Below are 24,884 nucleotides of genomic sequence, written 5' to 3'. Positions count from 1 at the left end.
CGCGCAGGCGCGCTCGCTCGCCGCGCACGTCGATGTCCAGCCGCCACGGGCGCCGGTCCGGGCCGCCGATCAGCACGGCGTAGCGCTCTTCCAGCGGCGCCTCGTCGGCGTCGGCCGGGGCCGGCGGGCGGGCGAAGTCCGGCGGCAGGCGTTCGGGTTCGACGTCGTCGGCGCCGCAGCCGACGGCCAGGGCCGGCTGGCCGGCGGGCGCGAGCTGCGCGGACTTGCGCAGCAGTTCGCGCACGTCCGAATCGGTCGCCTCCATCGGCTGCGGCGGCAGCGCGATCCAGCCGGCGCGCTCGGGCCGGCGCAGCGCCGGCACGGCCACCGCCAGGGCCGCGGCGAACAGCAGCAGGACGAGCAGGCCGGGGGCCTTGAGGCGGATCGAATGCTGGCGGTCGCGCGGACCCATCGTGGCCTGAACTGCGGAGCGGGAGCTCCACGTTAACGTCTGTCGTGGCGTTTCGGCAGACTGCGGGCGCAACGGCGTGGCGCGCCGCGGCCGTGCCGAATCTGGCGGGAATCCGGCGCCCGCGGCCGCGGCCGCTGGGCGGCCCGCCGAGGCGGCCGCGTTCCACCAGCGCAATGCCGCCGTCCCGCCGCCGCGCTTGGGTTGCCCTGGCCGCGGACCCATAATGGCGCTCATGGACATTCATTCCGACAACCCCGAACACGGCTTCCAATTCCCCGGCACCTTCGAGCTCAGCGCGATGGGCGCCGCCGAAGCCGGCCTGGAGCGCGAGCTGCCCAAGCGCCTGCTCGAGGCCGGGATCGACGTGGAGACCGAAACCATCCAGTGGAAGCAGTCCTCGACCGGCAAGTACGTCTCGGTCCGGCTGACCTTCCGCGCCGCCGACCGGGCCCAGTACGACCTGGCCCACCAGGTGCTGCGCGACCACCCGGAAGTGAAGTGGACGCTGTAATCGACGCCGTCGCCGAAGTCTTCGGCGGCCCGTCCGCGCCGCCGCGCGCGCAGTTGCGCGACCTCGGCCGCCAGCCCTACGAACCGGTATGGCGGGCGATGCAGGCCTTCACCGACGCGCGCGACGCCGACACGCCCGACGAGCTGTGGCTGGTCGAGCACGACCCGGTGTTCACCCTCGGCCAGGCCGGCAAGGACGAGCACGTGCTGATGCCGGGCGAGATCCCGGTGATCCACGTCGATCGCGGCGGCCAGGTGACCTACCACGGCCCCGGCCAGATCGTGCTGTACCCGCTGCTGGACCTGCGCCGGCTCAAGGTCGGCGTGCGCGAGTACGTGGACCGGATCGAGCAGGCGACGATCGACACCCTGGCCGAGTGGAACATCGAAGGCGCGCGCCGCGACGGCGCCCCGGGCGTGTACGTGGCCGGGGCCAAGGTCATGGCCCTGGGCATCCGCGTGCGCCGCGGCTGCACCTTCCACGGGCTGGCGTTCAACATCGCGATGGACCTGTCGCCGTACCAGCGCATCAATCCCTGCGGTTACCAGGGGCTGCAGGTGACCTCGGTGCTAGACTTGGGCGGCCCCTCGGGCATGGACCAGGTCAAGCCGGTGCTGGTGGCGAACATCGCGCGCCAGTTCGGTTTGAGCGTCGAGGATGCGGCGCCGTTGAATTTCGGTTGACGCGCTTTTCCTTCTCCCGTTTGCGGGAAAAGAGCCTGCCCTCGAATGCTTTAATCGAGGGTGCCCGAAGGGCCTGCCCCTGCGAAAGCAGGGGGCGGATGAGGGCCCACGAATCCGCCAGGCGCCGCGATACCGCCGCAGGCCGCCGCTGCCCTCACCCCGGCCCTCTCCCGCAAGCGGGAGAGGGAGTCCAATCTCCAGAGTCGATGCACACATGAGCGACACCGCCAGCAAGACCATCCCGCTCACCGTCGTCGGCGCGGCCGATCCGGTCGTGGCGCCGGCGGTGTTGCAATCCACCACCATGACCCCGGGCGCCAAGCAGCTCGGCGGCGACAAGATCAACCGCTCGCCGGTGCAGTTCGCCGACGCGCCGGTGCTGCGCAAGCCCTCGTGGATCCGCGTGCGCATCCCCTCGGGCAATTCGGTCGCCCAGCTCAAGGCCAAGCTGCGCGAGAACCGCCTGGTGACCGTGTGCGAGGAAGCCAGCTGCCCGAACATCCACGAGTGCTTCGGCCACGGCACCGCGACCTTCATGATCCTCGGCGAGGTCTGCACCCGCCGCTGCTCGTTCTGCGACGTCGCCCACGGCCGGCCCAAGCCGCCGGATCCGCAGGAGCCGGTCAACCTGGCCAACACCGTCGCCGACATGGGCCTGAAGTACGTGGTGGTGACCAGCGTCGACCGCGACGACCTGCGCGACGGCGGCGCCCAGCACTTCGTCGACTGCATCGCCGCGATCCGCGCGCAGAGCCCGCGCACCAAGATCGAAGTGCTGACCCCGGACTTCCGCGGCAAGGGCCGCATGGAACGCGCGCTGGAGATCCTGTCGCATAACCCGCCGGACGTGTTCAACCACAACGTCGAGACCGTGCCCGACCTGTACGCCAACGTGCGTCCGGGCGCCGACTACCAGTGGTCGCTGACCTTGCTGCAGAAGTTCAAGGCCCAGCATCCGAACGTGGCGACCAAGTCCGGCATCATGCTCGGCCTGGGCGAGACCATGGAGCAGGTGCAGGCGACCCTGCGCGACCTGCGCGCGCACGACGTCGACATGATCACCATCGGCCAGTACCTGCAGCCGACCCCGCACCACCACCCGGTGCTGCGCTACTGGACGCCGGACGAGTTCAAGGAGCTCGAGGTCTACGGCATGTCGCTGGGCTTCACCCACGTCGCCTCCGGCCCGCTGGTGCGCTCGTCGTATCACGCCGACCGCCAGGCGATCGACGCCGGGTTCGCGGTGGCGTAAGCGCGACGCGGCCTGCGCGCGGCGAAGAAGATCGTCCGTGTCGAAACGAAAAAGCCGGCGCCATCGCGCCGGCTTTTTCGTTTGCGGGTCGGCCTACGCCGCGCGCCGCGCCTGCGCCTGCGCCTGCGCCTCAGCGTCCGCCGTATTGCTGGCTCGGTTGCTGCTGCTGTTGCTGCTGGTTCTTCTGCTCGTAAGCCTCGGCGCGGTTGTGCGAGTCCAGTTGCTGCACGGTCCCGCTCATGTCCGGCGCCGGCTTGCCCGCGTCGACCTGGGCGTGGAAGCCCGGGGTGCGCCCGGCGATGAAGATCTGGTCGTTCTGCAGCGCGACCTTGCCGATGTCGCTGGGCTCGTGCATGCCGGCGCGCTTGGTCGCCAGCACCGCCTCTGCGACCTTCTCGTCGGTCACCTGAGCCGGCAGGCCGCCGCGCAGCTTGTCGTAGAGGTCGCGGTCGGGATGGTCCTTGGGGAACGGCAGGCGCGGGTGGTCGAGCGCGTGGCTGACGTCGCGGTTGACCTTGGCCACGTCCTCCTTGGTCATCAGCTCGCGCTCGGGATCGCCCTGCGGCCGCTGCAGGCGCGGATCGCCCGGATACAGCTGGCCGATGCGCGCGTCGTTGAGGCTGGTGATCAAGGTGCCGTTGCGCACCGCTTCGTAGCAGCGCTTGGCCAGCTCGTCCTTGCCCGAAGCCTCGTCGCCCAGGCGCCGGCCGACTTCGTTGTTCCACAGGTCCATGCGGTGTTCGCGCGGATCGTTGGGATGCTTGGGGCCGATCTCGTTGTCGTCGCCGTAGCTGCGCGCGACCCATTGCTGGTCCATCGACAGCTGGGTCACCCGGCCGCTGGTGTAGGCGTGGCGGAACGCGTCGAGGGCGTCGTTATGGCCTTGCCCGGCGAAGCTGCCGTCGGCGCGGCGCTGCAGGGTCTGGCCGCTGAGCTGCTCGTAGTAGCGGTAGGCGTCCTGCTCGATGCCGCGCTTGATGTCGCTCATCGGATTGCTCATGGCGCGGCCGCTCCCTCAGCGAGCTGGAATTCGACGGTGTCCTTGTAGCCCGGGTACTTCTTCTTCAGCACCAGCTTGTCCTGGCGGCCGATGCAGCGCTCGGCCGGCGAGCGCTCGACGTAGGGCTCGGCGACGAAATAGTCCTCGTAGCCGAAGCGGAACACCTTGTCGGCGCCGGCGCCGCTGAAGGTGAGCTCGAGCGCGTCTTCGCGCTCGAAGCACAGCGTCTGCCAGTCGAAGTCGGTCAGCTGGGCGGCGTCGACCACGGCCGAGTCGCGGCCTTCGAGCAGCTTGGCGACCTGGCGGGTGAAGTACTGCTGGGCGTCGTCGGTGTGGGACATGGGGCATCCGCTCAGAAAGCAGGTGGAAAGGGCGATCAGCAGGGCGAGGCGGGTCAGGCGCATGGCGGGACCGGGAAGGCGGCGGGGCCGGCGCGGGGCGGGCCGGACGGGGGCGCGTCCGCGCGGTGGCGGCGCGGCCTGGCCGGTATCGAAGCGGCCGGCCGCAAACGGGGCGATTTCAGCGCGGCCAGTTCCATTGGCGGACTCCAGGCGCAGCTGCGCGGGGCAGTTGCGGATCGGTGGGGCGGCCGCGGCGCGGCCGTCGCTTTGCACCGGGCCAACATAGTCCAGTCCCGATGGGGCGACAAGCCGGCCCGGCGGCGCGCGGGCGCGGCCCGGCGAGACAGGGCTCGGGCGGGTGAAGTCCGGTGAAATCCGGTGAGCCGCGGCGCCTGGAGCGAGTGCGCGGCACCCGATCCGCGCCGCGCCGGCGACAATGCTGAACCGGTTTCGTGCCCGCAACACGCAATTGCGCCCGGTCGCGTGACAGGGCCGGCAACTTTCGGCACTGTGGGCTTGTCCAACGCCGCATCATCCTCCTGCTGCAACCGCCAAGTCCGGCTCCCCCGGCCGGGAAGACCCCGCGATGACCTCCAAGAACACGCGTGCCCTGACCCTGTTCGCAGGCCTGCTGCTGACCGCTCCGCTGGCGCTGCTGGCGCGGCCCGACGGCGCGGCGTCCGCGAACTCCGTTTCGACCCTGCCCAGCGCGCCCACCGCCGACCAGACCACGGCGGCCAAGCTGGTCTACGGCCTGCTCTCCGACAGCCGCTACGCCTACCGGCCGCGCGCGCTCGACGATGCGCTGTCGGCCGACATGTACAAGCGCTATCTCGAATCGCTCGATCCGAACAAGCAGTTCTTCAGCGCGGCCGACATCGCCCGCTTCGATGCGTTCAAGAACAAGCTCGACGACGCGATCAAGAGCGGCGACCTGACCCCCGCCTACACCATCTTCTCGACCTATCGCCAGCGCGTGGACGAGCGCGTCGCCTACGCGCGCGCCCTGCTCAAGCAGCCCGGCAACTTCGAGTTCACCGGCAACGAGCGCTACGACTACGACCGCAAGGAAGCGCCGTGGGCCGCCGACACCGCCGCGGTCGACGCGCTGTGGAAGCAGTCGGTGCGCAACGACTGGCTGCGCCTGAAGCTGGCCGGCAAGAAGCCCGACGACATCGCCAAGACGCTGGACAAGCGTTACGCCAACATGGCCAAGAGCATCGGCGAGCTCAAGGGCGAGGACGTGTTCCAGACCTTCGTCAACAGCTACGCCAACGCGATCGACCCGCACACCGACTACCTCACGCCGAAGTCGGCCGACAACTTCAACATGACCATGTCGCTGTCGCTCGACGGCATCGGCGCGCAGTTGCAGAAGCAGGACGACGTGGTCGCGATCCGCGAGATCATCCCCGGCGGCCCGGCCGCGCGCAGCCATCTGGTCAAGCCCGGCGACCGCATCGTCGGCGTCGGCCAGGGCGACAGCGGACAGATGGAAGACGTGATCGGCTGGCGCATCGACGACGTGGTCGCCAAGATCCGCGGCCCCAAGGGCACCAAGGTGCGCCTGGACGTGATCCCGGCCGAAGCCGGCCAGGACAGCAAGCCCAACCGCATCGTGCTGGTGCGCGACAAGGTGCGGCTGGAGGAACAGGCGGCGAAGTCGGAAATCATCGACATCCCCGCCGCCGGCGACGGCCCGGCCAAGCGCATCGGCGTGATCAAGCTGCCGGGCTTCTATCAGGACTTCGAAGGCCGCCGCAAGAACGCCAACGACTACGCCTCGGCCACCCGCGACGTCGCCAAGCTGCTGACCAAGCTGCGCGCCGACAAGGTCGATGGCGTGGTGCTGGACCTGCGCAACAACGGCGGCGGTTCGCTCAACGAAGCCATCGAGCTCACCGGTCTGTTCATCGACCGCGGCCCGGTGGTGCAGGTGCGCGAATCCGGCGGCCGGGTCAGCGTCGAGGGCGACAGCGACAACGGCATCGCCTGGGAAGGCCCGCTGGCGGTGCTGATCAATCGCGGCTCGGCGTCGGCTTCGGAAATCTTCGCCGGCGCGATCCAGGATTACGGCCGCGGCCTCGTCATCGGCGAGACCAGCTTCGGCAAGGGCACGGTGCAGAACCTGGTCGACCTCGACCGCTGGCCGGCCAACGAGACCGCGCGCTTCGGCCAGGTCAAGCTGACCATCGCCCAGTTCTTCCGCGTCAGCGGCGGCTCGACCCAGAACAAGGGCGTGGTGCCCGACCTCGCGTTCCCGGTGTCGGTCGACGCCACCGAGTACGGCGAGAGCACCTACGACAACGCGCTGCCGTGGACCAAGATCGCCGCCGTGCAGCACACCAGCTACGGCAACTTCGCGCCGTTGTTGCCGAAGCTGGAGACCCTGCACAGCGCGCGCATCGCCGGCGACAAGGAATTCCAGTGGTGGTCGCAGGACGTGGCGCAGTTCCGCGAAGAGCGCGCCAAGAAGTGGATCTCGCTCAACGAGGCCGAGCGCCGCGCCGAGCGCGACCGCGAGGACGCCAAGCGCAAGCAGCGCCAGGAAGAGCGCAAGACGCTCGGCCTGGCCCTGGACCCGCTGGCCGACGACGCCACCGACGACGGGCTGGCCTCGTCCGAGCGCGACATCGTCAAGGATGCGGCACGCGAGAAGCTGGCCGACAAGCGTCCGGACCCGCTGCTGCGCGAATCGGCCTCGATCCTGGCCGATGCGGTGCGCCTGCTCAACGCCGACCGGCAGTTGTCGGCGCAGGTGCTGCCGACCGCGACGCGGCCGGGGCATTGGGCCGACTGAGCCTGGCCGCTGGTTCGCAATACCGAAAGCGCGCCGACCTCGGCGCGCTTTCTTTTTGCGCGACACGAAAGTCGGATAAGCGCCTGTAGGAGCGGCGCAAGCCGCGACCGCGACCTCCGAGTTACGGCGCGAGATCGAAGCCCTGCGGTCGCGGCTCGCGCCGCTCCTACAGTCGGATACGAAACTCGCCGGAGCCCCTGTAGGAGCGGCGCAAGCCGCGACCGCGACCTCCGAGGTACGGCGCGAGATTGAAGCCCCGCGGTCGCGGCTCGCGCCGCTCCTACAGTCGGATACGAAACTCGCCGGAGCCCTTGTAGGAGCGGCGCAAGCCGCGACCGCGACCTCCGGGATGCGGCGCGAGATCGAAGCCCTGCGGTCGCGGCTCGCGCCGCTCCTACAGTCGGATACGAAACTCGCCGGAGCCCCTGTAGGAGCGGCGCAAGCCGCGACCACGGGGTTTCAATTCGCGCCGCAAGCCTGGATCCCGGTCCCCCCAGGCCCCGCCGGCGAACGAATCGCCCGCGCACAAGATGCGGATAGCGAGCCGACGCCCGCAGGCCTAGTCTTGCCCCATGAACGCCAAATCCCCCCTGCGCAAGTCCGGTTCCGGCCCCGCCGCTCAGGCGATCGCCGGTGTTTCGTCGTCCGCGCTTTCGACGTCTGCGTCTTCGGCCTCCGCGCCTTCGACCGACAAGCTCGAACGCGCCCGCCAGTTGCTCGACGGCGGCGAACTGTCGCTGACCGAGCTGTCGGCCGCGGTCGGCCTGAGCGCTTCGCACCTGCAGCGCCGCTTCAGCGCGCGCTTCGGGCTCAGCCCGGCCGAGTACCTGGCCCAGCGCAAGCTCGGCAGCCTGCGCAGCGCGCTGCGCGAGGGCAACGACGTCAGCGCCGCGCTGTACGACGCCGGCTACGGCTCGCCGTCGCGCGTGTACGAGGCCGGCGCGGCGAAGCTGGGCATGACCCCGGCGCGCTACCGCGCCGGCGGCGCCGGCGAGCAGATCCGCTGGAGCGTCGCCCGCACCGCGCTGGGCCTGGCGCTGGTGGCGACGACCGCGCGCGGGATCTGCATGGTCGAGCTCGGCGACGACGCGGCGACGCTGGAGGCGCGCCTGCGCGAGGAGTTCCCGCGCGCGTCGCTGGAGCGGGTCGACGCCGGCCGCGACGAATTCCTCGCCCCGCGCGTGCAGGCCGTGGCCGACGCGCTCGGCGGCGGCGAGCGCGAGGTGCCGGTGGACCTGATCGGCACCGCGTTCCAGAAGAAGGTGTGGGACGCGCTGATGAAGATCCCGCCCGGCCAGACCCGCAGCTACGAAGAGGTGGCGCGGCAGATCGGTTCGCCGCGCGGCGCGCGCGCGGTGGCGCAGGCCTGCGCGCACAACCGGGTGGCGGTGGTGGTGCCGTGCCACCGGGTGGTGCGCGGCGACGGGTCGCTGGGCGGGTATCGCTGGGGGCTGCCGCTGAAGGACAGGCTGTTGCAGCGCGAGCGGGCGGCTTGAGGGGCGGTCATGCGCCGGGCTGCGGCTTCGGGCTTGCGGCGCGAGTTTGAGAGGGCGCGGTCGCGGCTTGCGCCGCTCCTACAGGGAGATGCGCGGCTTGCGCGGCCGGCCGAAGCGGCGCTCAAGCAGCGCAAGCGCCGCTCAGGCGCCGCGGCGTTTGCGCGCCGCGCGCGGGGCGTCGCGGGTCGGCAGCTCCAGGCCGTGCTTGACCACGTCGAACACCAGGTGGGTGTCGTAGCGCTTGACGTTGCCTTCGTCGAGGAACAGCCGGTCCACCACCTGACGGCAGTGGGCGACGCCGGTGGTGGCCAGGATCACCAGGTAGTCCCATTCCCCGGCCAGGGTGTAGCACTGCTGCACCTCCGGCGCGGCGCGCACGCGGGCGTGGAAGGAGGCGTTGCCTTCGGCCGATTCGCGCTCCATCGTCACCCACACCGCGGCCAGGGTGCTGCCCAGGGCCATCGGGTCGAGCACCGCGACCTGGCGCATCAGGCCGTCCTGGCGGTAGCGGGTCATGCGCCGCTGTACCGCGCTCGGCGACAGGCCGACGGCGTCGCCGAGTTCGCTCAGGGTGGCGGAGGCATCGTGTTGCAACAGTTCGAGCAGCTTGTGATCGAACTCGTCCAGGACCAGGGGGGCAGCGTTCATGCAAGATTTTTGCGTCCGCGCGGATAAATATTCAACCGCAATTTGACTGACATCGATACGCTATTCTTGCGTCGAGGCCATGAGGAATTTTTATGTGCCGGCGCCTTCCCCCGACCCTTCAAGAACGGACGCCCCCGGGATGTCCCGGTACGTGACGCAAGCCGCTGTACCCGCGCAGATCGGCGAGATCCTGACGCTGATCCGCGAACACGGGCCCAATCCCTGGAACTACCTGCCCGAGCGGGAACTGACGGCGCACCTGGCCGGGATCGGGCGTGGGCGCACCCAGGCGCTGGTCGCGCTGGCCGATGACGAAATCGTGGCGGTAGTCACGTTCGAACCCAGCGACGCCTTCCACCGCTACCAGCCGGCCGGGCGCGAGATCGCCTGGCAGGGGCATGTCGGCGAGGCGGTGGTGCATCGCGGCCATCGCGGCCACGGACTGGGCTCGCGGCTGTTGGCGCAGGCGGTGGAGCGGATGCGCGCGATGGGCCTGCGCGAGATCTACATCGAACGCCACGAGGACAACGAAGGCTCGGCCGGGATGATGCGCAAGGCCGGCTTCGAGGTCATCGACGTCTACGACGACCCGCGCCGGCGCGTGGCCGGCAGCGGCCGCACCAGCGTATCGCGCTGGCTCGCCGGCGACTGAGCCGGCGCGGCGGCGCGAAGCCGCAGGGGACCGGCGCGCACGAAGCGCGCCCATGGCGGGCCGCGCGCCCGCGCCGCACGGATGCGGACGCGCGAGGGCGCACGGCCTTGGGCCGCGCGGACTCAAGCTTTGCTACAGGCTGACTCAAGTTTTTCTCGCTCCGCGCCGCCCGCGGGCGCGTCAAGCTATCGCGTTTTTCCCCCGTCGCCTTGCGCGCCGGTCGTGTCGCTGGTTTTTCTGCCGTCGTTCTCTCGCCTGCCGGCGCCGCCTGCGGCCGGCGCGTCCCCCGCCACCGCTGTTCCCCGCGAGTACTTGCCCATGGGCGCCGCCGTTTCCTCCGATCACCGCGCTCCCGGCCCGCTGGCCGTCGGCTTCGCCCTGGCCTCCGTCTACGTGCTGTGGGGTTCGACTTACCTCGGCATCCGCTTCGCGCTGGAGAGCTACCCGCCGTTCCTGCTCGGCGCGGCGCGCATGTTCCTGGCCGGCGCGCTCATGTACGCCGTGCTGCGCTGGCGCGGCGCCGCGCCGCCGACGCGCAAGCAGTGGCGCACGCTGTGGGTGCTGTCGATCTTCATGGTGCTGCTGTCCAACGGCCTGGTGAACCTGGCCGAGACCCAGGTCGATTCGGGCCTGGCGGCGATCGCGGTGGCGTCGATGCCGCTGTTCGCCGGGGTGTTCGCGATGATGCGCGGGCGGCATCCGGCCAAGATCGAATGGCTGGGCCTGGCGGTGGGGTTCGCCGGCGTCGTCTGGCTCAACGCCGGCGGCAAGCTGTCGGCGTCCACGCTCGGGCTGGTGTGTTTGATCGTCGCGCCGATCGCCTGGGCCTGGGGCTCGATCTGGAGCCGCGACCTCGACCTGCCGTCGCCGTTCATGGCCGCCAGCGCGCAGATGCTGACCGGCAGCGCGTGGATGCTCGGCGCGGCCGCGGTCAGCGGCGAGCGCATGCATGCCTGGCCGAGCGTCAGCGCCACCGCGGCGCTGCTGTATTTGGTCGTGGCCGGCTCGATCTTCGGCTTCACCGCCTACATCTGGCTGCTGCACCACGTGCGGCCGGCGCTGGCGACCAGCTACGCCTACGTCAATCCGCCAATCGCGGTACTGTTCGGCGCGCTGCTGGCGGGCGAACGTTTCACCTCCCACGACCTGGGCGCGATGGCGGTGATCCTGGTCGGCGTGGTCATCATCACCCTGGCCAAGGCGCGCGCGGGCAAGACCGCCGTCGCGGCGGCCGCGCCCGCGCCGGCCGCCGCCGCCGCGGGCGAATTGGAGAAATCGACATGAATACCGGCACCGATCGCCGCGGCCTGTGGATCGCGGTCGCGTCCTTCGTGCTGTGGGGGCTGATGCCGCTGTACTGGCATCTGCTCAACTCGGTGCCCTCGCTGATGATCGTGGCCCACCGCATCGTCTGGAGCACCTTGCTGGTGACCGCGTGGCTGTGCTGGAAGAACGGCCGCCACTGGCTGCGCGAGGTGCTGCGCGAGCCGCGCAAGGCCGGCATGCTTGCGGTCAGCGGCTGCCTGATCGCGTTCAACTGGGGGCTGTACATCTGGGCGGTCAACGCCGGCCATGTGATCGAGACCAGCCTGGGCTATTTCATCGGCCCGCTGGTCAGCGTGATGCTCGGCGTGCTGTTCCTCGGCGAACGCCTGCGCGCGATGCAATGGGTGTCGGTGGCGCTGGCGTTCGCCGGCGTGGCCTGGCTGACCGTGCAGTACGGCCGTCCGCCGCTGATCGCGCTCGGGCTGGCGATCTCGTTCGCGGTGTACGGGCTGGTGCGCAAGCTGGTCGCGGTGGAAGCGGTGACCGGGCTGGGCGTGGAGAACGTCTACCTGTTCCCGGCGGCGCTGGCGCTGATGGTCTGGGGCGAATCCCAGGGCATGGGCGGCTTCCTCGGCGGCTGGGGCCTGGGCATCGACGCGCTGCTGGTGATCGCCGGCGCGCTGACCGCGCTGCCGCTGATCGGCTTCGCCTACGCGGTGCGGCGGGTGTCGCTGACCGCGATCGGCCTGCTGCAGTACGTCGCGCCGACCCTGCAGTTCCTGATCGGCTGGCTGGTGCTGCGCGAGGCCTTCGACGGCATGCGCGCGATCGGCTTCGCGTTGATCTGGGCGGGGCTGGCGGTGTTCGCCAGCGAAGGGGTGCTGCGCTCGCGCAGGTTGGCGGCGGCCGGGGCGGCGGCATAACCCCAGCGCGCTCCGGCGGACAAACGAAAAGCCCCCTTCTCGCGAAGGGGGCTTTTGTTTTTCGCAGCGTTCGCCGCAGCCGGCTTACAACGCCCGCAGCGCTGCCGTCACCGGCAACGTCGCCGCGCGCAGCGCCGGGAACAGGCCGCCGACGAAGCCGATCGCCAGCGCCCACTTCAATCCGCTCCACAGCAACGCGCCGGTGACGCGGAAGTCGAAGGTCAGCTGGCCGACGCCGCCGGCGATGGTGGAGGCGGTGTAGCCGTTGAAGATCGCCCACGCCAGCAAGCCGCCGATCAGGCCGCCGACCAGCGCCAGCAGCATCGTCTCCAGCATCACCGCCACCACCACCGGCAGGCCGCGGAAGCCGATCGCGCGCAGGGTCGCGATCTCGCGCGCGCGGGTGGCGACGGTGGCGAACATGGTGTTGAGCGCGCCGAACACCGCGCCGATGGCCATGATCGAGCCGACCACGATGCCGATGACGCGGATCACCGTGGTCATGGTCTCGGACTGCTTGGCGAAGTAGTCGGCGGTGGTGGTCACATCCACTTGCAGGCGCGGGTCGCCGGCCAGCGCGGCCTTGAAGCTCTTGAACTCCTTGGCCGAGGTCAGCTTGGCCACCACCGCGTTGCGCGAGGCGCCGCGGCGGTAGGTCGCCGCGACCATCTCGGCGTCGGCCCAGACTTCCGAGTCCATCGCGTCGCCGGACTTGAACACGCCGACCACGGTCCACTGCTCGCTGCCCAGGCGGATCTGCTTGCCGACCTCCAGGCCGGCGAACTGGCGCTGCGCGCCGCTGCCGACCACCACTTCGCGCTTGCCGGTCTCGAATTTGCGGCCCTGCACGATCTTGACCTGCGGCCGCACCAGCCAGGCGCGGTCGCCGACGCCGCGCAGCTGCACGCTGCCGTCCACGTCGGGCCCCGCGCCCTTGACCGGCAGGTTGGCCGCGACCACGGTCTCCGGCGAGGCCAGCGGGCGGCCGTCGGGGCCGCGGGCGATGCCGGGCACCTGTTCGATCACGTTGATGCTGGCCAGGTCCAGGGTCGACATCACTTCCGCCGCCGAGGCGCCGCGCAGCACCAGCACGCTGTCGTCGCTGCCGGTGCGCGAGAGGGTCTGGCGGTAGCCTTCGGCCATCGACAGCATCGCCACCAGCACCGCGACCACGCCGGCGATGCCGATCACCACCACCGACGAGGAACCCAGCCGCTGGCGCAGCGTGCTGATGCCGACGCCGGCGACCGAGGCGGCCTGCTGGCCGCTGCGGGTCAGCAGCATCCACAGTGCGACCGCGGCGGCGAGCGCCAGCAGCACCGGCCACGGCGCCATCGCCCACAGCGCCAGTCCGGCGCTCAGCAACAGCGCGATGAGGAGGCCGCGGCCGAATTTGACGAGCTTGTTCATGTGCAGTCTCCGTTAGCGCCCGGACAGGGCGTCGACGATGTTCAGGCGCATCGCCCGGATCGCCGGCAGCGCGCCGACCACCAGGCCGATGGCGACCATCAGCCCCAGCGCCATCGCCCAACTGCTGCCGCTGATCGGCGGCACGTTGATCGCGCCGCGGCTGGCGGCGCTGACGATCGGGCCGAGCACGCGCGCCAGGCCCACGCCGATCACGCCGCCGATCAACAGCAGCAGCACCGATTCGGCCAGCACCAGCATCAGCACGCTGCGGTCGGGGAAGCCGATGGTCTTGAGCACCGCCAGTTCCGAAGTGCGTTCGCGCACCGCCTGGGCCATGGTGTTGCCGGTCAGCAGCACCAGGGTGAAGAACACCGCGCCCATGATCGAGCCGACGATCAGGCCGATGTCGGCCATCTGCTTCATCCAGTTGGCCGCCGAGGCCGCTTCGGTCTGGGTCTTGCTCTCGTGGTCGGAGTTGGCCGAGATCGCGTCGATCGCCTTGGCCACGCGGTCGGCCTGGTTCACGTCGCTGACCTCGGTGATGTACCAGCCGACCTGGCCGCGGTTGTAGGGGTTGGAGTCGTCGAAGTACTTCCAGTGCAGCAGCACCATCTGGTCGTACCAGCCGCCGGTCTTCTTGTCGGCGGCTTCGATCACGCCGACGATGTCGAAGCTCCAGTTCTTGCTGCCGTCGCGGGTGGGGAAGATGGTCGACTGCAGCGGCAGCTTCTGCCCGACCTTCCAGCCGAAGCGCTGCATGAGCTGCGCGCCGACCAGCACGCCGGTGCGGGTGTTGTCGAAGGCCTTGCGCTGGGCCTTGTCGACCTGGATTTCCGGATACAGGTCGAGATAGTTCGGCGCCACCGCGAAGCTGAAGATCTGGTTATGCGGATCCTGGTATGCGCCGCCGAACCAGTTGGCGTAGGACACCTGCTTCACGCCCGGCACCTGGCCGATGCGGTCGTTGAGCGACATCGGCAGCGGCTGGATGAACGACAGCCGCGAACCGGTCTGCAGGCGCTTGACCCCGTTGGCGCTGTTGCCGGCCTGGTCGAAGCTTTCGCGCACGCCGTCGAGCAGGCCGAACAGCAGGAACGCGGCGACGATGGACAGCAGGGTGAGCAGCGTGCGGGTCTTGCGCCGCATCAGCTCCGCCCAGATCAGATGGAAATATTTCATGGCCGGTCTCCGCTCAGTGCGCGCCGGGCTGCTGCTCGACCAGGGTGCCCTTGTCGAGGTGCAGGGTGTGGGTGGCGTACTCGGCGGCCTTCGGGTCGTGGGTGACCATGACGATGGTCTTGCCGTGTTCGCGGTTGAGCAGGCGCAGCAGGTTGAGGATTTCCTCGGCGGCCTGACGGTCCAGGTCGCCGGTGGGTTCGTCGCAGATCAGCAGGGTCGGGTCGGAAACGATCGCGCGGGCGATCGCCACGCGCTGCTGCTGGCCGCCGGACAGTTCGTTGGGGCGGTGATTGCGGCGCTCGGCCAGGCCGACCAGGGTCAGCGCGATCTCGGCGTTGCGCTTGCGCTGCGCGCCGCTCAGCGGCGACAGCAGCAGCGGCAGTTCGACGTTCTTCTGCGCGGTCAGCGCCGGCATCAGGTTGTAGAACTGGAACACGAAGCCGACGTGGCGGCTGCGCCACTGCGACAGCTGGCCCGGGCTCATGCGGTCGATGCGCTCGCCTTCGATGGTGATCTCGCCGCTGCTGGGGTTGTCCAGGCCGCCGATCAGGTTGAGCAGGGTGCTCTTGCCCGAGCCCGACGGGCCCATCAGCGCGACGAAGTCGCCCTTGGCGATGTCCAGGTTGATGCCGTGCAGCACTTCGACCTTTTCCGGGCCGCGCTGATAGGTCTTGGTGAGGTGATTGATCGAAACCAGGGTGTCCATCTTCGACGTCCTCGGGCGGTGTGCGGATGCGGTGTGGGTGCGGATGCGGGTGCAGTGCGTGTGCGGAACCGGCGGGCGCCGCGCGCACGCAGGCGCGCCGGTCGCGGACCGGTGGAGCGCGCGCGGCGCTGAGGCTGCCGCGCGGGATTGCGGCGGCGGCCGCCGGCCGAAGGGCCGCGGTCGCCGTGGAGCGTCGATGCGTCCGCGTCGGCGCGCGGACGCGTCGGCGTCTGCGCGCGTCAACGTGTTCGCGTCAACGCGTCAACGTGTATCCGACGAATCGGCGCCTTCGTTTTCGACACGCACCTTGGCGCCGTCTTGCAACGAATCCGGCGGATCGAGCACCACCGTCTCGCCGCCGCTGAGGCCGGCGGTGACTTCGCGGTCGTCGCCGAGCTTGCGGCCCAGGGTCAGCTCGGCCTGGCGGGCCTTGCCGTCTTCGACCACGAACGCCACGTCCTTGCCGCCGCGCTGGGCCAGCGCGGCGTTGGGCAGCATCGCGCTGGGCTTGGCCGGGGCGGCGCCGGCGGGCTTGGCCGCGGCCTGCTCCAGGAAGCTGACCCGCACGCCCATGTCGGGGACGATGCGCGCGTCGCGGCTCTTGATCGCGATGCGCACCTTGACCGTGGCCTTGCCGCGGTCGGCGGTGGGGATGATGGCGATCACCTCGGCCGGGATCTTCCAGTCCGGGTAGGCGTTGAGGGTCGCCTCCACCGGCATCTTCGGCTTGACCCGGCCGATGAAGGCTTCGCCGACGTCGACTTCGATTTCCAGCGAGTCCATATCGACGATGGTGCCGATGCCGGTGCGGGTGAAGCCGCCGCCGGCCGACAGGGGCGAGACGATTTCGCCCGGCTGCGCGGCCTTGGCGGTGACCACGCCGGCGAACGGCGCGCGCACGATGGTGTTGTCCACGCCGAGGTCGGAGATGCGCAGGCTGTCGCCGGACACCTTGACGTTGCGCTGCGCGGTCAGCAACTGCGCGCGCAGCGAATCGCGCTGGGCGACGGCCTGGTCGTACTGCGAGCGCGACACCAGCTGCTGCTGGGTCAGCGACGACAGGCGCGCGGCGTTGGCCTCGGCTTCCTTGAGCTGGGCCTGCACGCGGGCGACGTCGCTCTGCGCGGCGGCGAGCTGGGCGGCGCTGAGCTCGCGCTGGGCGTTGGCGTCGATCGGGTCGAGCGTGGCCATGATCTGGCCGTCCTCGACGCGCTGGCCTTCCTCGATCATCACCTCGCGCACCTTGCCGGTGATCTTGGCCGAGACCGTGGCGATGCGGCGGGCGACGATGTAGCCGGTGGCGTCGAGCACCGATGCGCCGGCGCCGCCGCCGCCGCCGCCGATCGCGGTGACGCTGGCGGTGCGCACCTGCGCGCCGGCGCTGCGGCCGAAGAAGAACCAGCCCCCCGCCGCGGCCGCGACCAGCAAGACCGCCACGCCGATCAATACGCCGCGGCCCGGGCCCGAGGGCGGCGGCGGGCGATTGCGGTCGATGCGGAGTTCCTTCAACAGATCGGCGGATGCGCTCATGTTCCCAACCAGGACGCCAGACGTTGCGTAGTGTGACCGCGGCACCGGCTCGATCCAACCTGCTTAAAGTCAGTTTTTGTCAGCGCCGCTGTCGGCGCCGGGGTCTGACAGTTGTCACCCGCGGCGGATGTCGGCCGGCGCCTGCGCGGCGCCGGCCGGCCCGCAAGCCGGCGGTGCGAGCCCGGCGATGCGCGGGGCTCAGTAATTGGCCGGGTTGGAACTGAAGGACACCGGCACGGTGATGTTGAGGCAGCCGCCGGCCGGCAGCGCGGTCGCGCTGAGGCTGATCGTCGAACCGCCCGCGGCGCCGCCGCTGCCGGCCGAACAGGTCGCGCCGCCGCTGCCGACGCACTGCCACGGCGCCGACAGGGTCGCGCCGGCGGGCAGGGTGTCGGCGATGGTCGCGCCGTTGGCGGCGTCGGCGCCGGCGGCGTTGCAGGCGGTGAGGGTGTAGGTCGTCGGGCCGCCGGGGGTGTAGGTGGCCGCGCTGTCGCTCTTCACGATCGACAAGGCCGAGGTGTTGAGGCGGTTGGTGAAGGTGCAGACGACCGCCTGGGCGCGGCCGTTGGCGGCGGCGCCGGTGACCGAGACCGGCAGGGTGATGTTGATGCTGGTGCCGGTGCCGGTCGCGACCGTGGCGCCGGCGCCGTCCACGCAGCTGTAGGTGGCGGTGTACAGCGCCGTGGTCGCGGCGTTGGGGACTTCGGCGACGGTGGTGGTGATCGCGGTGGTGGCGATGTTCTGGGCGACGGTGAGGTCGGGCGCGCCCGACGCGCTGTTGTGGTACAGCGTGCGGAAGCCGGTGGTGCCGTTGTGGCCCTGGTTGACCGCGAACGCGGTGCCGCCGATGCCCAGGTCGAAGCGGCCGGTGGCGCCGGTGGGATTGAGCTGCTTGATGACCTGGATCGCCGGCTTGATCTCGATCATGTAGTCCTCGACCTCGCCGCTGTCGACGCGGCCGGTCGGGGTGGAGGTGCTCAGCTGCGCGCCCTGGCTCGCGCGCAGGCGCACGTAGCTGCGGCCGGCGGTGGTGGCGACCGGCACGGTCCAGTTCAAGGTGGTCGAGGTCGCGCCGCTGGCGACCGCGTTGCACACGCCTTCGGCGGTGTCGAACACGCCGTTGCGGTTGAAGTCGATCCAGCCGCACACGGTGCCGGCGGCGGTGCCGCCGCTGAGCGTGGGCGCGAGCGAGTAGGTCTGGCCGATCAGGCCGGTGTGCAGGGTCGGCAGCGGCGTGGTCAGGCCGTCTTCGTCGCTGCCGTCGCCGTTGGCGCCGTTGTTGTCGGCGCCGGCGGCGACCGCGTTCGGGCTCGGCGTCACCGCCGGGGTGCTGTTGAACACGTTGGTGTTGTCGGCGTCGATGGTGGCGCCCAGGCGCAGGCCGTCGACGATGTGGCTGGCTGCTTCGACCGGGTCGTAGCTGGCCGGCGCGTCGCCGAAGTCCTCGTCGACGGTGGTGGTGACCATGTAGCCGTCGTCGCCGAGCGCGTTGCCGATGGTCGCGTTGAAGACGTTGCGCGTGCCCGACATGCCGATGGTGAAGGTCACCGAGGTCACCGTGCCGTTGACGCGCACGCTGCCGCAACCGGCGAGCTTGGTCGCCGGCGCGGCGATGGTCGTGCAGTTGGTGCCGTTGTAGGTGGGGTCGGCGAGGTCCAGCGTGCTGTTGAGCGGCGCGTTGCTCAGCGGCTGCAGGTTCACCGCGCCGGGCAGCGTGGTCAGGGTGGCGCCGGCGGGACTCGAGCCGGACAGGGTGTGGGTGGTGCGGCCGGCGGTGATGGTGACGGTATCGCCGGTGATGCTGCGCACGCTGCCCAGGCCGAGGAAGTGCACGACCGGATTGGTCACCGGCCGGCTGAAGCTGATCGTCAGGGTGCTGCCGATGTTGCCGCAGGCCACGGTCATGGCGGCGTTGGTGGCGAAGTTGCACGAGGCGCCGACGGTCTGCAGCTGGATGCCGGTGGTCGTGGTCGGCACGTTCGGGCTGAACATCGCCGCCGTCGCGCCGCCGAGCGTGGTCAGCGGCACGTTGTTGGCGACGATCTGCACGTTGGTGCCGCCGGCGAGCGTATAGGTCGCCGTCAACGCCGAGGGATAGGGCTTGGTCGAGGCGCCGGCGGTACCGGTGGTGCCGCTGGCGGTGGCGTTGTTGAACTGCGCGGCCTGCGCGGCCGACCCCAGGCCGAGCGCGAGCGCGCACAGCGTCGCCGCACAGAATCGCAAGCCGGTCGCGCGCGACCGGAAATTCGTGATCTGCATCAATGGATTCCCGAGTGGACGATCGCAAACCCCGACCTAGACCGGGGCCCCAGATGCGATAGGTGGCGTGCACTTTATCAGTGCTAAAGACACCAAAACTCGTAACTCAGGGGTTAAAACGCGAAGCGCTTGGCAGGACGGACACGCGCCGCGTCCTGCCGCATCGGCCGGCCTGGGTGGGGTGACGCCGGCGGGGAGCGTGCGGGCGCGATGCGCCCGCGGCGGTGTCAGTAGCTGCCCGGATTGGGGTTGAACGTCACCGGCACCAACACGTTGACGCAGGCGCCGACCGGCAGGACCACGCCGGCGATGGCCACCGCCGCATCGCCGGCGGCGCCGCCGCTGGCCGGGCAGGTGCCGCCGCCGGTGCCGCTGCAGGTCCACGCGGCGGACAGGCGCGCGCCGTTGGGCAGCGGGTCGTTGAGGGTGGCGCCGTTGGCCGCCGCCGGCCCGCTCGCGTTGCAGGCGCGCAAGGTGTAGGTGCTGCCGTTGCCCGGGGTGTAGGTGGTCGACGCCGGCTGCTCGCTCTTGACCAGGCTCAGGCTGACGTTGACCGCGATCGGCGCCGGGGTCTGCGCGCACTGCGGATTGCCGGCGGCCGGGCAGGCCGGCAGCGGGTCGGGATCGCCGCCGCCGGCGACGGCGACGTGGTTGACCGGCGAGCCGGTCGCGGTGGCGAGGATGGCGACGTTGAGGCGCACGCTGGCGCTGTCGCCGGCGGCGATCGGCGCGGTCGGGGTGAAGCTGCAGGTGACCGTGCCGGCGGCCGGCAGGGTGCCGCAGTTGACCGCGCCCTGCGCGCTCGACGCCGCGACCAGGCTGAAGCCGGCCGGCAGGGTGTCGACGATGGAGATCGCGCCGCTGGTCGGGCCGCTGCCGCTGTTCTGCACGCCGATGCTGAAGTAGCCGTCCGCGGCCGCGCCGGTCTGGCCCGCGGCGAGCGCGCCGGTCACCGACTTGCTCGCGGTGAGCTGCGGCTGCACCACGGTCAGGACTTCGTCGCCGACCAGGTTCACCAGATTGTTGGTGTTGCCGATGCTGGCGTTGGTGTTGTGGTAGACGCCGACCGTGGCCGAGGTGACGTCGACGGTGATCTGGCAGGCGAGCTGGCCGCCGTTGGCGGCGGCGCCGTTGACGGTGGCGTTGTTGACGGTGATGGTGCCGCTGCCGGCGGTCGCCGCGACGGTCATCGCGCCGAGGTTGGTGCCCAGCGCGCCGCTGGCGGGGCAGTTGGTGCGCACGTTCGGCGTCGGCGCCACCACCACGTTGGCCGGCAGGGTGTCGGTGAAGCGGATGCTGTTGGTGGCGTTGACGCTCTTGTTGGTCAGCTCGAAGGTCAGCGTGGACACGCCGCCGGCGTTGATCGTGGCCGGGGCGAAGCGCTTGACCAGGTCGACCGAGGCCAGCGCGAAGGTGATGCGGTACTCGGCGGTGAAGCTGGCCGCGCCGGCCGGGATGTTCCACTGCGCGGCCATGCCGTTGTCGGTGGCGGCGTTGGCGTCGATGGCGTTGCTGAGGTTGCCGCCGGCGGTGGTGCAGCTGGCGCTCTGGCCGTTGTTGCCGTTGCAGATCTGCCACTGCGGGAAGGTGTAGCTGCCGCTGAAATAGCGGTCCCAGTTCGGCGTGCCCGAGGAGGGCTCCCACCACAGCGCTTCGAACTGGCTGCCCTTGGCCACGCCGACCAGGTCGGGGCGGCCGGTGGTGTTGCCGGAGGTGGTGCGGCTGAAGCCGGGGCCGTTGTCGCCGCCTTGCAGGTAGGTGTCGACGTTTTGATAGAACTTGATCGTCGCGCCGTTGGCCGGCATGCCGGTCAGGGTGACCCGGCGGGTGAACCAGGCCTGCGGGGTGACGTAGCTGTCGACAATGGTGACCAGGATGGCGTTGTCGGCGGTATTGGACGGACGCAGCACCGTGGTGGTCTGGTAGGGCGAAGCGGCGGTGCCGGCGCCGGTCAGCGCGCTTTGCGAGACCTGGGTGAACAGCGCGAACGCGGCCTGGTTGGCGTTGTTGGCGTTGTTGTACACGCGCACCGCGCCGGCGCCGCGATCCACGCGCAGGTAGACGCTGTTGAACAGGGTGCCGTTGGTGGGCGTGGCGCCGGCGTTGTAGACCTGATCGGCGTTGCCCAGGCGCACCTGGAACTGGCTGTTGCTGCCCCAAGTGACCCGCAGGCCATCGGAGCCGTCGGTCTGCGCGCCGCCGGCGGCGTTGGCCACGCGCTGGGTGGTCGCGCCGCTGGCCAGGACGTTGCCGGCGAAGGCCAGCGCGAACGCGCACAGCAGCGCGCCGGCCGTGCGGCCGAGTTGGGTCGAGCGATTCATGGATTCCCCTGTTTCGAGCCTTACTGCGAAGGTTCGGGCGCTGAGGCTGCCTGGCGGCCCTGGGCCCGGACGCGCGGCCCGGGCGGACTACAGTGATTCATAACACTTAATAAGTGTGCCACAAATCACATTTCATGGGCGATAGGTCAGCAGCCGATTTGCCTGGGCTGCCCGGAACCGAAAGGAATCAACGCGATACGGGGGGCGCAGCGGACAGGCGAGCGGCGTTTTCGGTTTTGCGAGGCAGGGCCTTCGGGCCCGAGGCTTTTCGGCTTGGGTGGGAAGGCCTTCAGGCCCGATGCTTTCGGCGCGGTTCGCGGCGATCGGGCACAAGGGCGTCGGGGCTGAAGCCCCTCCCACAAAAGCCGCGGCCCTTCCGCAAAGACCGGGCGGTTGTGGGAGGGCCTTCAGGCCCGATGCTGTTGTGGCAGATCACGGCGACCTTATCGGAAAGCATCGGGGCTGAAGCCCCTGCCACGTCCGCTGCCGTCAGCGCGTCCGCGCCCGGCGCAGTTCCGCCAGCCGCGCGCGCACCGCCTGCGCCAGTGCCGGCAGGCTGTCGTAGCTCGGGATGCCGTAGCGCTGGGCGACGATGTCGACGTTGCCCTTGCGCCAGAACCCGTCCGGGCAGGCCAGCAGCACCTTGCCCGAGCCGGCGTGCAGGCCCAGCTCGAGCAGGCTGACCGGCGCCTGCGAGCCCGGCGCCAGGTACATCGCGATCACGTCCGCGCGTTGCAGCGCGGCGAGTTCCCATTCCACCTGGCGGCGGAACTCGGGTTCCTCGGCGACCGGCTTCCACGCCGGGTTCCAGTCCTCGCGGCGCGGGTTGAGCAGCACCACGCCTTCGTCGGCGAGTTCGCGCGCGAACTGCGCCTGCCAGTCCTGGGTGCCGCCCATGTCGATGCTGCCGGCGAGGAAGACCTTGAGCCGGTCGTCGGCCGGGATCGGCGCGGGCGAGCGCAGCAACTCGGAGCGCGCGGCGGCGGCGGAGGCCGGCTGCGCCGATCCGGCGGTCGCCGGATTGGAGGCGGACGGGCTGGATGCGGATGGACTGGATGCGGATGGAGCCGGTGCGGACGGAGCCGGTACGGATGGAATCGATGCGGATGGAGCCGGCGATGCGGGCGGCGATCCCGCCGCCTCCGCCTTCGCCGTCTGCGATGGCGCCGCATCCGCCAGCGCCGGCGCCGCAGCCACGGTCGCCGCCAGCGCCAGCGTCAGCGCGACCGAGCGCGTCAGGCCATGCACGCGCATCCCCGCCTCAGCGCGCCGCGCGCGACTTGAGCATCGCGTACACCGCGCGCAGGCCCTGCGCTTCGCCGCCGGCCGGGCGGCCGGGGCGGTCGGCGTCGTTCCAGCTGTACACGTCCAGGTGCGCCCAGGCCTGGTCGGCCGGGACGAAGCGCTCCAGGTACAGCGCCGCGGTCACCGAGCCGGCCATCTTCGACGGGCCGCCGTTGGCGATGTCGGCGATGTGGCTGGTGAGGTAGCGCAAGTACGGGCGCCACAGCGGCATGCGCCAGACCGGGTCGCGCTGGGCGCTGCCGGCGTCGAGCCAGTCCTGCGCCAGCGCGTCCTGATTGGAGTACAGCGCCGGCAGGTCCGGGCCGAGCGCGATGCGCGCCGCGCCGGTCAGGGTGGCGAAGTCGAGCAGCAGCGCCGGCTTGAGTTCGCCGGCGTAGGTCAGCGCATCGCACAGGATCACCCGCCCTTCGGCGTCGGTGTTGTCGATCTCCACGCTGATGCCCTGGCGGGTGGCGATCACCTCGCCCGGACGGAACGCATCGGGGCCGACCGCGTTTTCCACAGCCGGCACCAGCAGGGTGATCCGCAGCGGCAGCTTGCGCGCCATGATCAGTTCGGCCAGGGCGATCGCGTGCGCGGCGCCGCCCATGTCCTTCTTCATCCAGCGCATGCCGTCGGCGGGCTTGAGGTCGAGGCCGCCGGTGTCGAAGCACACGCCCTTGCCGACCAGGGCCACGTGCGGGTGCGCGGCGTCGCCCCATTCCAGCGCGATCAGGCGCGGCGCGCGGTGCGAGGCGCGGCCGACAGCGTGGATGGCGGGGAAGTTCTGCGCCAGCAGTTCCTCGCCGGTGGTCACTTCGATTTTGGCGCCGTGGCGCTGGGCGATCTCGCGCGCGACCTGCTCCAGCTCGGCCGGGCCCATGTGCTCGGTCGGGGTGTTGACCAGGTCGCGCACGCGCACGCTGGCGGCGAGCACGGCGAAGACTTCGTCGTCGGCGCCGTCGACCAGCAACTGCGCCGGCGCGCGCGGCGCCGCCTTGTAGCGGTCGAAGCGGTAGCTGCCCAGGCCCCAGCCCAGGCGCAGCGCGTCGCGCACGCCGGGTTCGTGGCGGCCGCTGGTGCGCCAGGTCCGCGCCGGCAGCGCGAACGGCGCGTGGCCGTAGGAATACGGGTCGAGCGGATCGCCGATGCCGATCGCCGCGCCCATCAGCTGGCCGTCCGGCCCGGGCAGCAGCACGCTGCTGCCGGGCGCGCCGTCGAAGCCCTGGGCCTGCACCCAGGCGGCGGTGGGCGCCGGCAGCGCGTCGCGCCAGGCGGCGAAGTCGGCGCGGCCGACCAGATCGAGCGGCAGCGCGCCGGCGTCGGAGGAGGTGAAACCCAGGGGCAGAGTCATGCGGCGGCGGTGTCCGTGCGGGGCGTGCGGTCGTGTGGGGCGCGGTCCAGCCAGTCGGCCAGAGCGGTGAGGGTGGGGAATTCCAGGTCCGGACGCGGGTGATGCGCCGGCCACGCGCGCGCCTCGCGGTTGATCCAGCACGTGCGCAGGCCGGCCAGGCGGGCGCCGACGACGTCCAGCTCGATGTCGTCGCCGACGTGCAGCACGTGCGCGGGTTCCTGCTCCAGGCGCGCGCAGGCGGCGTGGAAGATGCTCGCGTCGGGCTTGGCCCGGCCGTGCTCGCGCGCGCCGAGCTGGAAGCGGAACAGCGGCATCAGCCCGATCCGCTTGAGGTCGGCGTTGCCGTTGCTCAGCGCCGCCAGCGGCACCTTCGCCGCCAGCCGCGCCAGCGCGGCTTCGCTGTCGGCGTAGTGCTCGACTTCGCAGCGCGCGGCGAAGAACGCGTCGAACGCCGGCTCGGCCAGGGCGAGGTCGTCGCCGGCTTCGCCGAGCATGTGCTGCAAGGTCAGGCGGCGCTGGGTGGTGTAGTCGTGGGCCAGGTCCGGACGCTCGCCGGCGATGCGGTCGCGCAGCGCGCGCACCGCTTCGATCGGGTACAGCGCGGCGGTGCGCGGCGCGTGCGTGCGCAGCCATTGGTCGAGGATCGCCTCGGCGCGCAGCATCACCGGCGCGATCGGCCAGATGGTGTCGTCGAGGTCCAGGGTGATGGCGCGGACGGGGAAGCTCATGCCGGCATTTTAGCCTGCCGGGCCGGCCGCAATGGCCGACGCGCGTCGCCGAGCGCGCGCGCGGCCGCGTTCAGCCGCCGCGCGCCAGCCGGTCGGCCTGCTTGAGCAAGTCCGGCAGCCGGTGCGCGC

General features: G+C 70.9%; 23 protein-coding genes and 1 pseudogene. 10 read left to right on the top strand and 14 right to left on the bottom strand.

The genetic code is table 11. The features are described from left to right. Positions 1–412: hypothetical protein (locus A7A76_RS12735; RefSeq protein ID WP_206411532.1), on the bottom strand; the 412-nt coding region annotated here is incomplete at its 3' end. A 232-nt stretch (positions 413–644) separates the two neighbouring features. Here A7A76_RS12735 and A7A76_RS12730 point away from each other — a divergent pair. The 3 genes from A7A76_RS12730 to lipA all read left to right on the top strand — a co-directional run bounded on the left by A7A76_RS12730 (position 645) and on the right by lipA (position 2,858). Further along, positions 645–923 (top strand): DUF493 family protein, encoded by a 279-nt coding sequence (locus A7A76_RS12730; RefSeq protein WP_206411531.1) that lies wholly within the window; start codon positions 645–647, stop codon positions 921–923. After that, a complete protein-coding gene (lipB, locus tag A7A76_RS12725; protein WP_206411533.1) occupies positions 923–1,606 on the top strand; it encodes a lipoyl(octanoyl) transferase LipB in 684 nt (227 codons plus the stop codon). Before A7A76_RS12730 ends, lipB begins: the two co-directional genes overlap by 1 nt. Positions 1,607–1,820: 214 nt before the next feature. Then, positions 1,821–2,858, top strand: a complete 1,038-nt coding sequence (gene lipA / locus A7A76_RS12720) for a lipoyl synthase (protein WP_206411530.1) — start codon at positions 1,821–1,823, stop codon at positions 2,856–2,858. A 130-nt stretch (positions 2,859–2,988) separates the two neighbouring features. Here the strand turns inward: lipA and A7A76_RS12715 are convergent, their stop codons facing one another. Continuing rightward, complete coding sequence (locus tag A7A76_RS12715) at positions 2,989–3,858, bottom strand: DUF6973 domain-containing protein (RefSeq protein ID WP_206411529.1); 870 nt, start codon at positions 3,856–3,858, stop codon at positions 2,989–2,991. Beyond that, positions 3,855–4,199, bottom strand: a complete 345-nt coding sequence (locus A7A76_RS12710) for a hypothetical protein (RefSeq protein WP_206411528.1) — start codon at positions 4,197–4,199, stop codon at positions 3,855–3,857. Before A7A76_RS12710 ends, A7A76_RS12715 begins: the two co-directional genes overlap by 4 nt. Positions 4,200–4,785: 586 nt before the next feature. Here A7A76_RS12710 and A7A76_RS12705 point away from each other — a divergent pair. Both A7A76_RS12705 and A7A76_RS12700 read left to right on the top strand, forming a co-directional pair. Then, positions 4,786–6,999 (top strand): carboxy terminal-processing peptidase, encoded by a 2,214-nt coding sequence (locus tag A7A76_RS12705; protein WP_206411527.1) that lies wholly within the window; start codon positions 4,786–4,788, stop codon positions 6,997–6,999. A 572-nt stretch (positions 7,000–7,571) separates the two neighbouring features. After that, positions 7,572–8,495 (top strand): methylated-DNA--[protein]-cysteine S-methyltransferase, encoded by a 924-nt coding sequence (locus tag A7A76_RS12700; RefSeq protein WP_206411526.1) that lies wholly within the window; start codon positions 7,572–7,574, stop codon positions 8,493–8,495. Between the two features lie 141 nt (positions 8,496–8,636). On the opposite strand, the gene A7A76_RS12695 is transcribed toward A7A76_RS12700, so the two are convergent. After that, positions 8,637–9,143 (bottom strand): Lrp/AsnC family transcriptional regulator, encoded by a 507-nt coding sequence (locus A7A76_RS12695; protein WP_074861863.1) that lies wholly within the window; start codon positions 9,141–9,143, stop codon positions 8,637–8,639. Between the two features lie 151 nt (positions 9,144–9,294). Here A7A76_RS12695 and A7A76_RS12690 point away from each other — a divergent pair, with 151 nt between their 5' ends. The 3 genes from A7A76_RS12690 to rarD all read left to right on the top strand — a co-directional run bounded on the left by A7A76_RS12690 (position 9,295) and on the right by rarD (position 11,984). Beyond that, positions 9,295–9,795: a GNAT family N-acetyltransferase gene (locus A7A76_RS12690; RefSeq protein WP_206411525.1), complete on the top strand. Its 501-nt coding sequence runs from the start codon at positions 9,295–9,297 to the stop codon at positions 9,793–9,795. 318 nt (positions 9,796–10,113) lie between these two features. Next, the gene (yedA, locus tag A7A76_RS12685) at positions 10,114–11,079 is read left to right on the top strand and encodes a drug/metabolite exporter YedA (protein ID WP_206411524.1); all 966 of its coding nucleotides are present in this window, start codon (positions 10,114–10,116) and stop codon (positions 11,077–11,079) included. Beyond that, positions 11,076–11,984, top strand: coding sequence for an EamA family transporter RarD (gene rarD, locus A7A76_RS12680; RefSeq protein ID WP_206411523.1), 909 nt, complete (start codon positions 11,076–11,078; stop codon positions 11,982–11,984). The genes yedA and rarD overlap by 4 nt, the downstream gene beginning before the upstream one ends. Positions 11,985–12,068: 84 nt before the next feature. Here rarD and A7A76_RS12675 read toward each other — a convergent pair whose 3' ends face one another. The 7 genes from A7A76_RS12675 to A7A76_RS26595 all read right to left on the bottom strand — a co-directional run bounded on the left by A7A76_RS12675 (position 12,069) and on the right by A7A76_RS26595 (position 21,749). Then, positions 12,069–13,394, bottom strand: coding sequence for an ABC transporter permease (locus tag A7A76_RS12675; protein WP_206411522.1), 1,326 nt, complete (start codon positions 13,392–13,394; stop codon positions 12,069–12,071). A gap of 12 nt (positions 13,395–13,406) precedes the next feature. Further along, a complete protein-coding gene (locus tag A7A76_RS12670) occupies positions 13,407–14,573 on the bottom strand; it encodes an ABC transporter permease (RefSeq protein ID WP_206411521.1) in 1,167 nt (388 codons plus the stop codon). A gap of 13 nt (positions 14,574–14,586) precedes the next feature. Next, positions 14,587–15,279 carry an ABC transporter ATP-binding protein gene (locus A7A76_RS12665; protein ID WP_206411520.1) on the bottom strand — a complete coding sequence of 231 codons (693 nt, stop codon included), beginning with the start codon at positions 15,277–15,279 and terminating at the stop codon, positions 14,587–14,589. 261 nt (positions 15,280–15,540) lie between these two features. Next, a complete protein-coding gene (locus tag A7A76_RS12660; RefSeq protein WP_206411519.1) occupies positions 15,541–16,809 on the bottom strand; it encodes an efflux RND transporter periplasmic adaptor subunit in 1,269 nt (422 codons plus the stop codon). A gap of 198 nt (positions 16,810–17,007) precedes the next feature. Further along, the gene (locus A7A76_RS12655; RefSeq protein ID WP_206411518.1) at positions 17,008–19,068 is read right to left on the bottom strand and encodes a GEVED domain-containing protein; all 2,061 of its coding nucleotides are present in this window, start codon (positions 19,066–19,068) and stop codon (positions 17,008–17,010) included. A 227-nt stretch (positions 19,069–19,295) separates the two neighbouring features. Further along, positions 19,296–21,389: a DUF11 domain-containing protein gene (locus tag A7A76_RS12650; protein ID WP_206411517.1), complete on the bottom strand. Its 2,094-nt coding sequence runs from the start codon at positions 21,387–21,389 to the stop codon at positions 19,296–19,298. A gap of 132 nt (positions 21,390–21,521) precedes the next feature. Next, complete coding sequence (locus tag A7A76_RS26595; protein ID WP_428995141.1) at positions 21,522–21,749, bottom strand: DUF6053 domain-containing protein; 228 nt, start codon at positions 21,747–21,749, stop codon at positions 21,522–21,524. On the opposite strand from A7A76_RS26595, the gene A7A76_RS26590 reads away from it, so the two are divergent. Both A7A76_RS26590 and A7A76_RS26585 read left to right on the top strand, forming a co-directional pair. Then, on the top strand, positions 21,667–21,855 hold the full coding sequence (locus A7A76_RS26590; RefSeq protein WP_428995140.1) for a DUF6053 domain-containing protein: 189 nt from the start codon (positions 21,667–21,669) through the stop codon (positions 21,853–21,855). The genes A7A76_RS26595 and A7A76_RS26590 overlap by 83 nt on opposite strands. Next, positions 21,785–22,072, top strand: a complete 288-nt coding sequence (locus A7A76_RS26585) for a DUF6053 domain-containing protein (RefSeq protein WP_428995142.1) — start codon at positions 21,785–21,787, stop codon at positions 22,070–22,072. The genes A7A76_RS26590 and A7A76_RS26585 overlap by 71 nt, the downstream gene beginning before the upstream one ends. Here A7A76_RS26585 and A7A76_RS26580 read toward each other — a convergent pair. The 3 genes and pseudogenes from A7A76_RS26580 to A7A76_RS12635 form a co-directional block, all read right to left on the bottom strand. After that, a pseudogene (locus A7A76_RS26580) lies at positions 22,017–22,643 on the bottom strand (nucleoside 2-deoxyribosyltransferase domain-containing protein); the annotation flags it as partial. The gene A7A76_RS26585 and the pseudogene A7A76_RS26580 sit on opposite strands and share 56 nt — an antisense overlap. 7 nt (positions 22,644–22,650) lie before the next feature. After that, a complete protein-coding gene (locus A7A76_RS12640; protein ID WP_206411515.1) occupies positions 22,651–24,027 on the bottom strand; it encodes a leucyl aminopeptidase family protein in 1,377 nt (458 codons plus the stop codon). After that, positions 24,024–24,755: an HAD family hydrolase gene (locus A7A76_RS12635; RefSeq protein WP_206411514.1), complete on the bottom strand. Its 732-nt coding sequence runs from the start codon at positions 24,753–24,755 to the stop codon at positions 24,024–24,026. The genes A7A76_RS12640 and A7A76_RS12635 overlap by 4 nt, the downstream gene beginning before the upstream one ends. Positions 24,756–24,884: the final 129 nt, after the last annotated feature.

Origin of the sequence: Lysobacter enzymogenes, from assembly GCF_017168095.1 — a bacterium.
GTDB lineage: Bacteria > Pseudomonadota > Gammaproteobacteria > Xanthomonadales > Xanthomonadaceae > Lysobacter > Lysobacter enzymogenes_D.
Note: the sequence above shows the minus strand (reverse complement) of the source record. Positions and strands in the feature narration are given on the sequence as shown.